A 16,170-nucleotide genomic window follows, 5' to 3' on the forward strand; every position below is an offset into this window, starting at 1 on the left:
GGAATTAAAGCGCATCACGAAAAGTGTGAAACGGTTTTCGGAAACTGTGCGTGTTAGCGGAAATAGTGAGAGCGTTGATCTGACTTAATCAGATCGAAACGCGCTCGAACAAGCTTGTATTGAAGCTGCTTCACTTGATCGCGAGTAAAGGCCGCCACTGGCGGCCTCTATTGATGTTACTGTGAATTACCCATGATGATATCGAGCAATGTCGTTGATTTTCCTGGCTGCTGCGGCTGCCCGCCGCCCACGTCGCCTGGCGGCATCGGGCGGTAATTGTCATTGGCATTGGCCGGGTAAGTCGCAGCGCCGGGCTGTTCGGCGAGTGGGCGGCCCGTCTCATTCGACTGCTGGATACCGCTGCGGGCAGCGGAATCCGGAGCAGGTGGCCAGTAGCCGTCATCACCATTAGCCGCCATCGGCTGATTGCCATAGGAATCCTGCGGCATCATGCCGGGATCGTAAGGCGCATTCGGATCGATGCCGTCGCTGCCACCGGGAACGACGTTCTGGATATCGTAATGGCCGGGAAGCTCGGCAATCGGCACGCCCTTATGTGCTTCCTTCATGAAGTTTTTCCAGGCGGCGACCGGTAGGGTCGAACCGAACACGCGCTTCATGCCCTTGCCGTCATCATTGCCGAACCATACACCGGTTGTGAGGTTGGCCGTATAGCCGACAAACCACGCATCGCGGAAATTCTGGCTGGTGCCGGTCTTGCCTGCTGCGGGCCAGCCGAAGGCGGCGCGCTTTGCCGTCCCGTCTTCCACCGTGCGCCGCAGCATGGCGTTCATCATGCCGACATTGCGTTCGTCGATGACACGCGGGCCAACGCCATCTTCCTTCTGATAAAGAACCTTGCCGTCGGAATCCGTCACCTTGGTGATGAAATAGACCGGCGCGCGATAGCCGCCATTGGCAAAGGGCACATAGGCATCGGTCAGTTCCAACAGGGTCACTTCCGACGTGCCGAGTGCCAGCGAGGCATTGGCTTCGAGTTTGGACTGAACGCCAAGCCGATGGGCCGTGTCGATCACGGTCTGCGGGCCGACTTCCATCACGAGCTGCGCCGCAACGGAGTTCAGTGAATGAGAAAGGGCGGTAGCCAGCGTCACCTGTCCCATATATTTGCCGTTATCGTTGCTCGGCGTCCATTTGCCGATACGAACCGGAGCATCGTTGCGTACCGAGTCCGGTGTCCGCCCCTGTTCGAGCGCTGTCAGATAGACGAAGGGCTTGAAGGATGATGCAGGTTGGCGGTGAGCATCGGTGACACGGTCGAACTGGCTTGTGGCATAATCGACGCCGCCGACCATGGCGCGAACTGCGCCGGTACTGTCAATGGAAACGAGCGCGCCCTGACTGGCGTTCATCTTTGTACCGCTCTGGGAAATCTGGTCCTTGATCGCCTCTTCGCCTGCGCGCTGCAGGTTCAGATCGATGGTGGTCTGGACGGTGATGTCTTCCTTCGCTTCACCGATCAGCTCGGGTAGTTCCGCCACAACCTTGTCAGCAACATAGTTTTCCGAGCCCTGCCAGTAGGATGGCGCACGCGTCATCGGTTCGCTTTCGGCGATGGCCATCTGGCTGTCGTCGATCATGCCTTCCTCGCGCATGGCACCCAGCACCAGCTTGGCACGTGCAGCGGCGGCTTCCGGATCACGGGCAGGTGACAGACGAGACGGTGCCTTCAGAAGACCGGCAAGGGTTGCCGCTTCCATCAGGTTCACATCCTTGGCGGGCTTGCTGAAATAACGCCGGGAGGCCGCATCAACACCGAAAGCACCGGAACCGAGATAGACCCGGTTCAGATACATCTCAAGAATCTGGTCCTTGGTGTATTTGTGCTCAAGCCAGAGCGCGAGCATGACTTCCTGCACTTTACGCTCAAGCGTGCGGTCGGGAGAAAGAAACAGGTTCTTGGCAAGCTGCTGGGTCAGCGTTGATCCGCCCTGAACGGCGCGGCCCGAAACAACGTTGGTTACTACCGCGCGGGCAAGGCCGATGGGGTCAATGCCGAAATGCGAATAGAAGCGGCGATCCTCGATAGCGATGACGGCCTTCGGGATAAAGGGCGACATTTCATGCAAGCCCACGGCCTCGCCGCCGGTAGTCCCGCGATTGGCGATCAGGTTTCCGTTGACGTCAACGATACGCACATTCGGTGGACGATCAGGAATGGCCCAATCCGTCGTCGGCGGCATCTTGGCTGCGAAATAGACCAGCATGCCTGCAAAGGCGATACCGCCCCAGAGGCCAAGTACGAGGCACCAGTAGATCGAGCGGCGCAGAAAGCCGAAAAAGCCACGCGGCTTCTTCTTGCCACGTCGTGAAGCGCGTGGTTCCGGTTCTTCTGATTGCCTGCGTCGGCGCTGCTGTGAGCGTGCCATGCGATCCTCCTCGTCGACGCGAAAAACCTCGTCATCTTTTTTCTCTTCGCCACCGAAGGAAGGTTCGATGCGCCGGTTTTTATCGTCACGCGATGTCATGTCAGCCTGGATCCGCCCACCCGTTTGCCGGTCCAATCGTGATGTGGACCGGTCATTCTGAATAATGTCTGCGTGCTTTACGGGATTTTGTGCCGCAAAAGCAAATAAGGGCCTAATCCGGTGCAGGGTAAATGCGGCAGTTTAAAGGGACGTAAATCGTTCACACACAAAAAAGGCTCCGCGGGGGCGGAGCCTTTTCTCAGTTATAAGCCCGATTATGTGCTTATCCCAGGGCGACGAAATGCTAACGCATCATGCCCTGAAAATGCTCAATCGCCGCACAGGCTTAACCAAAACGCGATGAGCCAAACTCATCGAGTTTGGTATTAGAACTTGTAAGCAACACCGAGGCGGATATCGTTGGTCTTGAACGAACCGCGTGTCGCGGTGTTGCCAAGGTCGAAATCCTTGTTGCCGAAATCGGTATAGCGATATTCGAGGCGCAGAAGGACATTGTCGGTCGCAGCGTAGTCAACGCCGGTACCAACAGTCCAGCCGGTCAGGGTCTTGTCGTTGTTATAGTCGCTGCCGCCGACATTGAGCGAGTTCTTCACGCCGCCGAAAGCAACGCCACCGGCGATGTAGGGCATGAAGCGGTCAACGGCATAACCAGCGCGTGCGCGAACAGCGCCCGACCACTGCAGCTTCGTTTCAGCTGAAGTCTGAACAGCGTTGCTGTTCGAAATATAGTCGTGCGACTTCTTCAGGTCGTTGTAGTCGAAGTTGCCGTCAACGCCGAGAATGACATTGTTGCCCATGTCGAAGTTATAGCCAGCATAGACGCCACCGATGAAGCCGTTCGGCTTGAACTCGTTGGACTGATCCGTGGACTTGTCGTCAAGCTTGGCGCGGCCCCAGCCCCAGCCAATTTCACCACCGATATAAGCGCCGCCCCATGAGAAGGCGGGAGCTGCCATTGGGGCAGGTTCCTGCGAAACGATTGCGTCGGCTGCATAAGCACCGGTGCTGGCGACGACTGCGAGCAGGGAAGCACCAAGTAGAATTCTGAACTTCATCGAAAACTCCTATAAAATATGTTCGATATGGATTTTTAAATAGTATTTCTACGTCATGATGTATGTAGCATTATGGCAACATAAATACAGTTTAGAGATAACTTAATATACAATTTGTTATTATTCAATTTTTGCTTTAATAAAAAGCAAACTCCGAATGTTTTTCGTTCTATGTATTTTAGTTATCAATAAATTTTATCCAAGTAAATTCAGGCCTATGCCAACGAAAAAAGGCCCCGCGATGCGGAGCCTTTTCAGATATGTTTTCAACCAGAATTAGAACTTGTATGCGACGCCGAGGCGAACTTCGTTCGTCTTGAAGTCCTGATTGACATTCAGGCCGCCAAACTCAATGTCCTTATCGCCATAGTCGGTGTAGCGATATTCGAGGCGAACGATCAGGTTGTCGGTTGCGGCATAGTCAACGCCGGCGCCTGCAGTCCAGCCGGTAAGCGTCTTGCTTTCGGAGAGGCTGCCGATACCGTCAATGCTGCCGCTGTTTTTGATGTTGCCGAATGCAACACCACCGGCGAGGTAGGGCATGAAGCGATCAACCGCATAACCGACACGTGCGCGAACGGCACCGGACCAGCGAAGCTTGGTTTCGAAATCGCCAACTGCGAGGTCGCCGCTGTAGACATCGATGTCCTTGGAAACATCATTGTAGGTCACGTCGCCGTCGATACCGAGAACGATGCTGTTGCCGAGATCGAAGTTGTAACCGGCATAGATGCCGCCGAGGAAGCCATCCGGCTTGACGTTGCCAAAGCTATAGACGTCGCCGCTGAAATCGGACTTGCCCCAGCCGTAGCCGATCTGGCCACCGATGTAAGCACCGCTCCAGGTAAAGGTTGGTGCAACCACAACCGGAACTGGTTCCTGCTCGATGACAGCGTCAGCAGCCTTTGCGCCTGTAGCGGCCACAAGGGCGACAGTCGATGCAAGAAGAAGGGCCTTGAGCTTCATGATAAACCTCCTGAAGGAAAGTCTCAGAACCAATATTTGTCCCTAATATAAGCGATTGCTGTCAAAAGTCTGTAGCAAACGAGACACATCAAGGGGAATGTCGCCAGAGCGGTACACGTTAGCGTGAGCACCCTGTGAGGAGTCTTGACGTCGTCAGGCGCAATATGGCGCAGGCACACCCAAGTTATACCGGATGTAATTCCGCCGTTGTCGCGTTATAGAAAGCGACAGAACTTGCGGGGGAAACGGAAATGCATGACACGAAGGGCATGAATGGGCGGGTCGACTGGGTCGATATTGCCAAGGGTATCTGCATCATCTTCGTGGTCATGATGCATTCGACGCTGGGCGTGGAGAAAGCAGCCGGCGCCCAGGGCTGGATGCACTATGTGGTCGCCTTTGCCAAACCCTTCCGTATGCCGGATTTCTTCATGATATCAGGCTTGTTTCTCAGTCTTGTGATCGACCGGCCATGGCGGCGTTATCTTGACCGCAAGGTCGTGCATTTTCTCTATTTCTATATTCTGTGGCTGACGATCCAGTTTGCGTTCAAGGCGCCGGGCATTGCCAGCGAAGCCGGAGTTTCCGGTGTGGTGAACGCCTATCTGATGGCTTTCATCGAACCGTTCGGAACGCTCTGGTTCATCTATATCCTGCCTGTTTTCTTCATCGCGACGCGGCTTTTGAAGCACGTGCCGGTAGGCGTGACCTTTACGGCGCTGGCATTTCTCGAAATCCTGCCGATCCATACGGGTTGGATTATGGTCGACGAATTCTGCTCCCGTTTCGTCTATTTCTATGCGGGCTATGCTTTTGCTCCCGCCATCTTCCGGGCTGCGGACTGGCTTCGACAGCGCCCGCTCATCGGTGTTGCCGGACTGCTGGTCTGGGGCTTGATCGAATACAAGCTCGTCTTCATGCCAGTGCCGGAAAGCCTTGCCGCGCTGATATCGCCCGCAAGCGACCTTCTGGATGGGCGGGGCGCAATCAGCGATCTGCCGGTCGTTTCACTTCTCCTGGGTCTGGTGGGTGCGCTGGCAATCATTTCCATATCTTCGCTCCTCAGCCTGCTGTCGGCCAGAAACTGGCTGCATCGAGGCTTGAGCTGGCTCGGTGCGCATTCGATTGTCGTCTATCTGGCTTTCTTCCTGCCGATGGCCATTGCCCGCACAGCGCTGCTGAAACTCGGCATTGGCGATATCGGTACAGTCTCGCTCCTGACGACAGCCAGCGGCGTCATAGGTCCGGTCATTCTTTATGGCTGTATCCAGTGGAGCGGTTACGGACAGTTTCTGTTCCGCCGTCCCGGCTGGGCCTATATCGATCAGGCGCCGCAAAAGAAAACGGCGGCTACCGCCGCCGTTTGATCTCATCACGAATGGGCGAAAATGTCGTCCTCGGGCCAGCCCATCAGATCGAGTTCCGAGCGCGTTGGCAGGAACTTGAAGCAGGCTTCGGCCTGTTTCGCACGGCCATCGCGTTCCAGCCGCTGTTCGAGCACGGCTTTCAGACGATGCAGATAGAGCACGTCGGAAGCCGCATATTCGAGCTGCGCAGCTGACAGTGTTTCCGCTGCCCAGTCCGATGATTGCTGCTGCTTGGAAATCGAAACGTCGAGAAGCTCGTTGCAAAGCTCTTTCAGGCCATGGCGGTCCGTATAGGTACGGCTCAGCTTCGATGCGATCTTGGTGCAGAACACAGGTTGCGGCATGGTGCCGAAAGCCTGCGCCAGCACGGCCAGATCGAAGCGGCCAAAATGAAAGATCTTGGTGATCGAGCGATCCTTCAGAAGCTTGACCAGATTGGGGGCCTTCTTCTGACCGGCTTCAATCTGAATCACGTCTGCCGTGCCGTCACCGGGCGAAATTTGCACCACGCAAAGCCGGTCGCGATGCGGGTTCAGGCCCAGCGTTTCGGTGTCGATGGCGACCGCATCGACCTGATAGTTGTCGAGGTTCGGCAGATCGTTCTTGTGAAAACGGATAGTCATTCAGTTATCCTTACTTCGCGGCGATAGCCGCCATAATACGTGCCCAAGAGCGTTGTCCCTTGTGGAAGGAGTTCAGCTCGTATTTTTCATTGGGCGAATGGATGCGGTCATCTTCGAGGCCAAAGCCCACGAGCAGCGATTCCATGCCGAGGAACTTGTCGAAGTCGCCGACAATCGGGATCGAGCCGCCCATGGCGATCAACACGGCTGGCTTCGGCCATTCGTCGGAAAGCGCATTCTTGGCCTTGGAAACCAGCGGTGAATCATAAGGTAGCTGGATGGCTGGCGAACCGCCATGCGGGTGGAACTCCACCGAACAATCGGCTGGCAGACGTTCCTTGACGAATGTGCGGAAGGCTTCGCGGATTTTGACCGGGTCCTGCTTGTGGACAAGACGGAACGAAACCTTGGCGGAAGCTTCTGCTGCAATGACAGTCTTGAAGCCTTCGCCGGTATAGCCGCCGGTGATGCCGTTGACTTCAGCGGTCGGGCGCGCCCATGTCAGTTCCAGAACGCTGCGGCCCTTTTCGCCGGATGGAATGGAAAGACCGATCGGACCGAGGAAGTTTTCAGCCGTGCGGCCAAGGCTTTCCCATGACTTCAGAATCTGCGTCGGTGTTTCTTCGACGCCCTCATAGAAATCGGGAACTGTCACGCGCCCGGTTTCGTCGTGCAGGTCGGCCAGAATTTTTGTCAGGATATGGATCGGGTTTGCCGCAGCACCGCCGAAGAAGCCGGAATGGAGATCGCGATCGGCTGCCTTGATGACGATCTCCTCGCCGACGAGGCCGCGCAAGCCCACGCTGATGGCAGGTGTTTCTGCGTCCCACATGGCCGTGTCGCAGACGAGTGCCACATCGGCCTTCAGCTCTTGCTTGTTGGCGTCGAGGAACGGCTTCAGTGATGGCGAGCCGGATTCCTCTTCACCTTCAAACAGGAGTGTCACCTTGACTGGCAGATTGCCATTGATCGCCTTGTAGGCGCGGCAGGCTTCCACAAAGGTCATGAGCTGGCCCTTGTCGTCGGACGTGCCGCGACCGGTCAGGATCTTGCGGCCATTACCCACGTCCTTGATAGCCGGATCGAAAGGATCGTTTTCCCAAAGATTTAGCGGATCGACCGGCTGCACGTCATAGTGACCATAGAACAGCACGTGCGGCGCATCCGGTGTCGCGCCTTCATGATGGGCAACCACCATCGGGTGGCCGGGCGTGTCGCGCACACTGGCATCGAAACCGATTGTCTTCAAATCTTCGACGAGCCATTCCGCAGCCTTGCGGCAATCGGCCTTGTAGGCCGGGTCGGTCGAAATCGACTTGATCCGCAAAAGATCGAACAGGCGATCGAGGCTCTGATCGAGATTGGCGTCGAGGTGGCTGAGTACTTTGTCGAGCGATTGCGCAGACGATTGCTGGGACATGGAAACTTCCTGACGAGTCGTAACGTAAACTGGCGGCACACTACAACCAGCGTCGTCAGGATGAAACCCGGTTTGGAAGAAAGAAGAGCCTCGATAAAATGAATTGGCCGTTACGGTGAGGGGGTACCGCAACGGCCATGTCACTACACTCAAAGCGGCAGCCCGGAGAGGGGAATGAGGCTACCGCTAGCATCCGGCATCCAACGGGGGACGGGTCAGAAAACCGGCGACCGACGAACTGTCGATGACTGAGATTTGGCCTTTCAACTGTGGCTATTCAAGGGCACGGAAGATTACAAATCTGTAACAAACGTGTTACCGCGACGTGATGGGTTTTCTTTCACGTGGACGGATGTTTCTCCTGACACGGGAGTGGTTTTCTTTAGGCGTCATTTCCTCTAATTCTAGCTTATGAAAAAAGGCGATCATCTCTTTCTCGTTGACGGCTCGGGCTACATTTTCCGCGCCTATCATGCCCTGCCACCGCTGACCCGCAAGACGGATGGTCTGCCGGTCGGCGCCGTCTCGGGTTTCTGCAACATGCTATGGAAGCTCTTGAAAGATGCGCGCAACACCGATGTGGGCGTGGTGCCGACCCATTTTGCGGTCATCTTCGATTATTCGTCGAAGACGTTCCGCAATGAAATCTATCCTGAATACAAGGCCAATCGCACCGCGCCGCCGGAAGATCTCATTCCCCAGTTCGGCCTCATCCGTCAGGCAACGCGCGCGTTCAATCTGCCCTGCATCGAGAAGGAAGGTTTCGAGGCTGACGACCTGATCGCGACCTATGCCCGTATTGCCGAGCAGGCTGGCGGCGATGTCACCATCGTTTCGTCCGACAAAGATCTCATGCAGCTCGTGACGCCAAGCGTATCGATGTATGACAGCATGAAGGACAAGCAGATTTCGATCCCGGAAGTGATCGAGAAATGGGGCGTTTCGCCGGAAAAGATGATCGACCTGCAATCGTTGACCGGCGACAGCACCGACAATGTTCCTGGCATTCCCGGCATCGGGCCGAAGACGGCGGCGCAATTGCTGGAAGAATTCGGCGATCTCGATACGCTTCTGGCCCGCGCTTCCGAAATCAAGCAGAACAAGCGTCGCGAGAACATTCTGGCGTTTGCCGACCAGACGAAGATTTCGCGCGAGCTGGTTACACTCAAGACCGACGTGCCGCTGGATGTCGATCTGGACAGTCTGGTGCTGGAGCCGCAGAACGGCCCGAAGCTGATCGGCTTCCTGAAAGCTATGGAATTCACTTCGCTCACTCGCCGGGTGGCCGAAGCGACTGACACCGACGCATCGGCTGTCGAGCCGTGCCATGTGGAGACAGACTGGGGCGCGGACGCCCATGGTCCCGATGTCGATGTTCCCGCCAAGGCTGATAATGCTGCGTCGCAACCGACATCCGCTGTCGCTGCCTCGGATCAGGGCTACACGCCGAACGCGCTCGCAGAAAAGCGGGCGACAGAAGCAGCCGCACAGACAATCGATACGAGCGCTTATACCTGCATTCGCGATATCGCCACGCTGAAACTCTGGCTCGCAGAGGCGGTTGAAACCGGTGTTTTGGCCTTCGATACGGAAACGACGTCGCTTGATCCGATGCAGGCGGAGCTGGTTGGTTTTTCTCTGGCCTTGGCGCCGGGCAGAGCCGCTTATATTCCGCTCCAACACAAGTCTGGCGCGGGTGATCTTCTCGGCGGCGGCATGGTCGAAGGACAAATTCCGCTGGATGAGGCGCTGGCCGCTTTGAAGATCGTGCTTGAGGATGCTTCCGTTCTCAAGATCGCGCAGAACATGAAATATGACTGGCTGGTCATGCGCCGCCATGGGATCAATACAGTCTCGTTCGACGATACGATGCTGATTTCCTATGTGCTGGATGCTGGCACGGGCAGCCATGGCATGGACCCGTTGTCCGAGCGCTGGCTCGGTCATACGCCAATTCCCTATAAGGATGTGGCGGGAAGCGGCAAGAGCGCTGTCAGCTTCGACTTGGTCGATCTCGACCGTGCTACGGCTTACGCGGCAGAAGACGCCGATGTGACCTTGCGCCTGTGGCAAGTTCTGAAACCGCGTCTTGCAGCTGAAGGGCTGATGTCGGTCTATGAACGTCTGGAACGTCCGCTGGTCGATGTTTTGGCGCGCATGGAAGAACGCGGCATTGCCGTTGACCGCCAGGTACTGTCGCGTCTTTCCGGCGATCTGGCACAGGCTGCCGCTGCCTATGAAGACGAGATTTACGAACTGGCAGGTGAAAGATTCAATATCGGTTCGCCCAAGCAGCTTGGCGACATTCTGTTTGGCAAGATGAGCTTGTCGGGCGCGTCGAAGACCAAGACCGGTCAATGGTCCACGTCTGCGCAGGTGCTGGAAGACCTTGCTGCCGAAGGTCATCCGCTGCCGCGCAAGATCGTCGACTGGCGTCAGCTCACCAAGCTCAAATCCACCTATACCGATGCGCTGCCGGGGTTCATCAACCCGGAGACAAAGCGCGTTCATACGTCCTATGCGATGGCGTCCACTTCGACCGGACGTCTTTCGTCATCCGACCCGAACCTGCAAAATATTCCGGTGCGCACCGCAGAAGGCCGCAAGATCAGGACGGCCTTCATTGCCGAGCCCGGTAACAAGCTGGTTTCTGCCGATTACAGCCAGATCGAACTGCGCGTGCTGGCCCATGTGGCCGATATCGCGCAACTGAAGCAGGCCTTTTCCGACGGCATAGACATTCACGCCATGACGGCATCCGAAATGTTCGGCGTGCCGGTGGAAGGTATGCCGTCGGAAGTGCGCCGCCGTGCCAAAGCGATCAATTTCGGCATCATCTACGGCATTTCTGCATTCGGCCTTGCCAACCAGTTGTCGATTCCGCGCGAAGAAGCAGGGCAATATATCCGCACCTATTTCGAGCGCTTCCCCGGCATCAAGGATTACATGGAGGCGACCAAAGCTTTCGCGCGCGAGAATGGCTATGTCGAAACGATTTTCGGGCGTCGTGCGCATTATCCCGATATCAGGGCATCCAACCCGCAGGTTCGTGCGTTCAATGAGCGCGCGGCCATCAATGCGCCGATACAGGGTTCCGCCGCCGACATTATCCGCCGCGCCATGATCCGCATGGAAGATGCGCTGGCGGAGCAAAACCTTGCCGCGCGCATGTTGTTGCAAGTGCACGATGAACTGATCTTCGAAGTGCCTGATAATGAAGTGGAAAAGACCATACCGGTCGTTCGTCACATTATGGAAAATGCGGCGATGCCTGCCGTCTCGCTTGCGGTGCCACTGCATGTCGATGCGCGCGCAGCGCATAACTGGGATGAGGCGCATTAGAGCGCATTCCGAAAAGTGTGAAACGGTTTTCGGGCCAAATGCGCGTCAAAATGGACCAGAGCGGCGGTACGATTCAATCGGATCGAGTTGTGCTCAGAGGTTTGGCCGGTTGACCTGAGCGGTCCAACCCTATAGGGAAGCATCAATTCTGTTGCTTCGGTGGTCGTCAGGGGAGTCGTGGACAAGTGGGTTCACGACCAATGGGTATACGGCTTGAGAAGCTTTTTTCGTGAAAGTGGTTCATGTCTTTGCCCGAAACCATCGCTCCGGCTCTGTCCGGAGCATTAGCCGCTCGCGGTTATAATACACTCACCGCCGTTCAAAACGCCGTTCTGGCGCCTGAAACGCTTGATGCCGATCTTCTCGTTTCCGCACAGACCGGATCAGGCAAGACGGTCGCTTTCGGCCTCGCAATGGCCAACACCATCCTCGAAGACGAGCTGCGTTTCAGCGATGCCGGTGCGCCGCTTGCCATGATCATCGCGCCGACGCGCGAACTGGCACTTCAGGTTCGCCGCGAGCTGGAATGGCTTTATGCCGATACCGGCGCGCGCATCGCATCCTGCGTTGGCGGCATGGATATCCGCACCGAGCGTCGCGCGCTGGAACGTGGCGCTCATATCGTTGTCGGTACGCCAGGACGTCTGCGCGATCATATTACCCGTGACGCTCTCGACATGTCGGAGCTGCGTGCTGTCGTTCTCGATGAAGCCGACGAAATGCTCGACATGGGCTTTCGCGAAGATCTCGAATTCATCCTCGGCGAAGCACCGGAAGACCGCCGCACGCTGATGTTCTCGGCAACCGTGCCGAAGCAGATTGCCCAGCTTGCCAAGCGCTTCCAGAACGATGCACTTCGCCTCACCGTCCAGAGCGAAACCAGCCAGCACGCCGATATCGACTATGTCGCCATGCCGGTGCCGCCGCATGAGCGCGACCACGCGATCATCAATACGCTGCTCTATTACGATTCACAGAACTCGATCATTTTCTGCTCGACCCGCGAAGCGGTGAAGCATATGGCAAGCCGGCTCTCCAATCGCGGCTTTGCCGTGGTTGCGCTGTCGGGCGAACTGAGCCAGGCCGAACGCAACAACGCCTTGCAGGCAATGCGCGACGGTCGTGCCCGCGTCTGCGTGGCAACCGACGTTGCCGCGCGCGGCATCGATCTGCCCAATCTCGACCTTGTCATTCATGCCGATCTTCCGAACAATCCCGAGACGATGCTGCATCGTTCGGGGCGTACGGGTCGTGCCGGTCGCAAGGGCACCTGTGTGCTGGTTGTACCGTTCTCGCGTCGCCGCACTGCAGAGCGCCTCCTGCATATGGCGAAGCTCGATGCGCAGACGGTTCCGGCACCAAGCATCGCTGCTGTTCAGGCCAAGACCAATGAGCGTATTTTGAATGCGGAAGTCTTCAACCAGCCGGTTGAAGAAGAATATCAGGATCTCCTGAAGGCGCTGACCGAGCGTTATACGCCGGAACAGATTGCCGCTGCTTTCCTCAACCGCGAAGTGGCTTCCTATCCGGCAGCGGAAGAAGTTTCCGATGCACCGGTGCATCCGGTTGGTGGCAAGAAACCCAGAGATCGTTTTGAAAAAGGCGAACGTTCTGACCGTGGCGACCGCTTCGAACGCGGCGAGCGTCGTGAGCGTGGCGAGCCGGGCGAACGTTTCGACCGCAATGCACACTTTGACGGCGTTTGGTTCTCGGTTTCTGCCGGTCGCAAGCATCGCGCTGATCCGAAGTGGCTGCTGCCGCTCATCTGCAAGGCGGGCGATGTTTCCAAGCGCGATGTCGGTTCGATCAAGATTTTCGACAATGAAACCCGCTTCGAAATCACGGCTTCGAAGGCCGATGAGTTCCGCCGTTCTGTCGAAGAACGCGGCACCGGTGAAAAGGGTCTTGTGATTCGCACTGCCGTTGCAGGTGCAGGCGGTGACGCTGCTCCGCGCGAAGGCAAGGGTGGTTTCAAACCACGCGGCGACAAGTCCAAGGAAGGCGGCTTCCGGGATGGCTACAAGAGCGACGGCTATAAAGGCGACCGCTCGAAAGGCGACAAGTGGGACAAGCCACGTGATTTCTCCCGTGGAGACGACTTCAAGAAAGATGGTTTCAAAAAGGGCGGTAAAAAGCCTGAAGGCGGCGGTTACAGCAAGAAGCGTCGCGGCGAGTAAATAACCACGATAAAAGAAAAGCCCGCTAAATAGCGGGCTTTTCTTTGGGTATTATAAAACCCCGAGAAGCTTTCCGGCTTTTCGGGGTTTGTGTTTTTTAAACGTCGAGATTGGCAACGCTCAGCGCGTTTTCCTGAATGAACTCGCGCCGCGGTTCCACGTCATCGCCCATCAAGCGCGAAAAGAGTGAATCAGCATCGGTCGCATCCGTCACCTTGACCTGCAGTAGCGAACGCACATTCGGATCGAGCGTGGTTTCCCAAAGCTGTTCGGCGTTCATTTCGCCCAAGCCTTTGTAGCGCTGCAGGGTCAGGCCCTTGCGGCCCGTCGCAAAGATTGCGTCGAGCAGGCCCATCGGGCCGGAAAGTGTCTCCACCTTGTCCTTGCGGCGCAGCACAGGTGGCTCGGCAAAGACCTCTGACAGACGCGAAGCCACGCGATCGATCTGACGGGCATCGGCAGAACCGAGCAGCGCCATGTCGAGAATGGCAATGTCCTTCACGCCGCGCACCATGCGCTCGAAGCGATAGCCGCCATCTTCCGTCACATGTGCTTCCCAACCACGTTCGGTTTCTTCCGAGATCATGTCGAGACGCTTTGCAACAGTATCGGCGGAACGCTGTGCGGTTGCATTGTCCCTTGATGCATCCGGATGCAGGAGCCCTGCGATGGCAGCCTGCTCCACCACGCGACGGTCATAGCGCGTGTGAAGACCCGCCAGAAGCTGACGCATGGTGCGTGCATCTTCCACCACCGAACGCAAGTCAGTCCCGGCGCGAACTTCGCCGCTTGCCATTTCCAGCGTGGCTTCTTCAAGACCCGTCTCAATGAGGAAGTCTTCGAAGGCGGCCTCGTTCTTGATGTATTGCGAGGACTTGCCACGCGAGACCTTATAGAGCGGCGGCTGGGCGATATAGATATGGCCGCGCTCGATCAGTTCCGGCATCTGCCGGAAGAAGAAGGTCAGCAGCAATGTACGAATATGCGCGCCGTCGACGTCAGCATCGGTCATGATGATGATCTTGTGATAGCGCAGCTTGTCCGGGTTGAAACCGTGCGTTTCATCCTTGCCGATTGATGTGCCGAGCGCAGTAATCAGCGTGCCAACCTGATCGGACGAGATCATGCGGTCGAAGCGGACGCGTTCCACATTGAGGATCTTTCCGCGCAGCGGCAGGATGGCCTGGTTCTGGCGCGAACGACCGCTCTTGGCGGAACCACCTGCCGAGTCACCCTCGACGATGAAGATTTCAGACTTGGCCGGATCGCGCTCCTGACAGTCGGCAAGCTTGCCGGGCAGGGACGTTACGCTCAGATTGCTCTTGCGGGTGATGTCGCGGGCCTTGCGGGCAGCTTCACGGGCAGCGGCTGCCTGAATGACCTTTTCAACCACGACCTTGCCACCAGCCGGATGTTCTTCCAGCCATGTCGAAAGCGCTTCGTTGACGAGGCTTTCCACAACCGGGCGAACTTCCGAGGAAACCAGCTTGTCCTTGGTCTGCGACGAGAACTTCGGATCAGGAACCTTGACCGAAAGAACGGCGGTCAGGCCTTCGCGGCAGTCATCGCCGGTCAGCGTCACCTTTTCCTTTTTGGTCATGCCCGAAGCATCGGCATAGCCCGTCACCTGACGGGTCAGCGCGCCGCGGAAACCGGCCAGATGCGTGCCGCCATCGCGCTGCGGGATGTTGTTGGTGAAGCACAGCACCTTCTCGTGGTAGGAATCGTTCCACCACATGGCGACTTCAACCGTCATGCCGTCTTTTTCACTGCGGATATAAATCGGCTCTTCCAGAAGTGATTTCTTGCTCTGGTCGATATATTTCACGAACTCCACAAGCCCGCCGTCATAGTGCAACTCATGCTCGACCACGTCCGCATGGCGGCGGTCGGTGAGCTTGATGCGAACGCCGGAATTGAGGAAGGCGAGTTCGCGCAGGCGGCGCTCCAGCGTATCGAAATCGAATTCGACCATGCTGAAGGTATCGGGCGAGGGCAGGAAGCTGACTTCCGTACCCGTCTCCGCACCGGCATCACCGGTTACCACGAGCGGGGCATCGGCCACGCCATGGGTAAAGCTCATCTCATGAATCTTGCCGGCACGACGGATCTTCAGCTTCAGCCAGATCGACAGCGCGTTCACAACCGAAACGCCAACTCCGTGCAGACCACCGGAAACCTTGTAGGAATTCTGGTCGAACTTACCACCGGCGTGAAGCTGGGTCATGATGACCTCGGCCGCTGAAACGCCTTCTTCCTTATGGATGTCGGTCGGAATGCCACGACCATTATCGGTCACGGTGCAGGAGCCGTCCGGGTTGAGGGCGACGGTGACAAGCGTGGCATGTCCTGCCAGCGCTTCGTCGATCGCATTGTCCACGACCTCGTAGACCATATGATGCAGGCCGGAGCCGTCATCCGTGTCACCGATATACATGCCGGGACGCTTGCGAACAGCATCCAGGCCTTTCAGAACACGAATGGAATCCGCGCCATACTCGGCGGGGGCTTCGGAATTCATCTCGGGCATCTCGCTCATGAAAATCTTTCGAAAAACGCGCTGCGAATGCAGCTTCAAAGATATGTCGAATCACGCGACAAACATGGCTTTAATATAGGTGCTAAAGGCTTTTTTTCCAAATTTTGGCGGTAAATTTGCCGGGGATTCCGGCAGTTGGTTCATATGAGAACAGTACCAGTGCCGCTTGGCTTCTGGAACCGCCACAATTGACGCTTATATCGGGTTTGACGGGGGCGTTCTCGACCTGTT

9 protein-coding genes are annotated in these 16,170 nt (G+C 56.9%); 3 read left to right on the forward strand and 6 right to left on the reverse strand.

The features are described from left to right. Positions 1–176 precede the first annotated feature (176 nt). The 3 genes from ABDF71_RS02200 to ABDF71_RS02210 all read right to left on the reverse strand — a co-directional run bounded on the left by ABDF71_RS02200 (position 177) and on the right by ABDF71_RS02210 (position 4,471). Positions 177–2,489 carry a transglycosylase domain-containing protein gene (locus ABDF71_RS02200; protein ID WP_010657967.1) on the reverse strand — a complete coding sequence of 771 codons (2,313 nt, stop codon included), beginning with the start codon at positions 2,487–2,489 and terminating at the stop codon, positions 177–179. Positions 2,490–2,815: 326 nt separating this feature from the next. Next, positions 2,816–3,505: an outer membrane protein gene (locus ABDF71_RS02205; RefSeq protein WP_011982346.1), complete on the reverse strand. Its 690-nt coding sequence runs from the start codon at positions 3,503–3,505 to the stop codon at positions 2,816–2,818. Between the two features lie 276 nt (positions 3,506–3,781). After that, positions 3,782–4,471, reverse strand: a complete 690-nt coding sequence (locus ABDF71_RS02210; protein ID WP_259030249.1) for an outer membrane protein — start codon at positions 4,469–4,471, stop codon at positions 3,782–3,784. A 251-nt stretch (positions 4,472–4,722) separates the two neighbouring features. Here ABDF71_RS02210 and ABDF71_RS02215 point away from each other — a divergent pair, with 251 nt between their 5' ends. Further along, positions 4,723–5,838 carry an acyltransferase family protein gene (locus ABDF71_RS02215; protein WP_010657970.1) on the forward strand — a complete coding sequence of 372 codons (1,116 nt, stop codon included), beginning with the start codon at positions 4,723–4,725 and terminating at the stop codon, positions 5,836–5,838. 5 nt (positions 5,839–5,843) lie between these two features. On the opposite strand, the gene ABDF71_RS02220 is transcribed toward ABDF71_RS02215, so the two are convergent. Further along, positions 5,844–6,461, reverse strand: coding sequence for a ribonuclease D (locus ABDF71_RS02220; protein ID WP_500060929.1), 618 nt, complete (start codon positions 6,459–6,461; stop codon positions 5,844–5,846). Positions 6,462–6,471: 10 nt separating this feature from the next. Then, positions 6,472–7,881 carry a dipeptidase gene (locus tag ABDF71_RS02225; protein WP_010657972.1) on the reverse strand — a complete coding sequence of 470 codons (1,410 nt, stop codon included), beginning with the start codon at positions 7,879–7,881 and terminating at the stop codon, positions 6,472–6,474. A gap of 411 nt (positions 7,882–8,292) precedes the next feature. Between ABDF71_RS02225 and polA the strand changes: the two genes are divergently transcribed. Together polA and ABDF71_RS02235 are read left to right on the forward strand one after the other, a co-directional pair. Continuing rightward, complete coding sequence (polA, locus tag ABDF71_RS02230; protein ID WP_500060931.1) at positions 8,293–11,223, forward strand: DNA polymerase I; 2,931 nt, start codon at positions 8,293–8,295, stop codon at positions 11,221–11,223. Between the two features lie 242 nt (positions 11,224–11,465). Beyond that, positions 11,466–13,400: a DEAD/DEAH box helicase gene (locus ABDF71_RS02235; RefSeq protein WP_010657974.1), complete on the forward strand. Its 1,935-nt coding sequence runs from the start codon at positions 11,466–11,468 to the stop codon at positions 13,398–13,400. Between the two features lie 97 nt (positions 13,401–13,497). Here the strand turns inward: ABDF71_RS02235 and gyrB are convergent, their stop codons facing one another. Then, positions 13,498–15,939 carry a DNA topoisomerase (ATP-hydrolyzing) subunit B gene (gene gyrB, locus ABDF71_RS02240; RefSeq protein WP_500060933.1) on the reverse strand — a complete coding sequence of 814 codons (2,442 nt, stop codon included), beginning with the start codon at positions 15,937–15,939 and terminating at the stop codon, positions 13,498–13,500. Positions 15,940–16,170: the final 231 nt, after the last annotated feature.

The sequence above is a fragment of the Ochrobactrum sp. WV_118_8 genome, from assembly GCF_039631535.1.
Taxonomy (GTDB): Bacteria; Pseudomonadota; Alphaproteobacteria; order Rhizobiales; family Rhizobiaceae; genus Brucella; species Brucella anthropi.

Excerpts from the sequence above, each read along its gene's own strand:
- ABDF71_RS02200 (WP_010657967.1), bottom strand. The coding sequence starts at position 2,489 with ATGACATCGCGTGACGATAAAAACCGGCGCATCGAACCTTCCTTCGGT.
- ABDF71_RS02205 (WP_011982346.1), bottom strand. The coding sequence starts at position 3,505 with ATGAAGTTCAGAATTCTACTTGGTGCTTCCCTGCTCGCAGTCGTCGCC.
- ABDF71_RS02210 (WP_259030249.1), bottom strand. The coding sequence starts at position 4,471 with ATGAAGCTCAAGGCCCTTCTTCTTGCATCGACTGTCGCCCTTGTGGCC.
- ABDF71_RS02215 (WP_010657970.1), top strand. The coding sequence starts at position 4,723 with ATGCATGACACGAAGGGCATGAATGGGCGGGTCGACTGGGTCGATATT.
- ABDF71_RS02220 (WP_500060929.1), bottom strand. The coding sequence starts at position 6,461 with ATGACTATCCGTTTTCACAAGAACGATCTGCCGAACCTCGACAACTAT.
- ABDF71_RS02225 (WP_010657972.1), bottom strand. The coding sequence starts at position 7,881 with ATGTCCCAGCAATCGTCTGCGCAATCGCTCGACAAAGTACTCAGCCAC.
- polA (WP_500060931.1), top strand. The coding sequence starts at position 8,293 with ATGAAAAAAGGCGATCATCTCTTTCTCGTTGACGGCTCGGGCTACATT.
- ABDF71_RS02235 (WP_010657974.1), top strand. The coding sequence starts at position 11,466 with ATGTCTTTGCCCGAAACCATCGCTCCGGCTCTGTCCGGAGCATTAGCC.
- gyrB (WP_500060933.1), bottom strand. The coding sequence starts at position 15,939 with ATGAGCGAGATGCCCGAGATGAATTCCGAAGCCCCCGCCGAGTATGGC.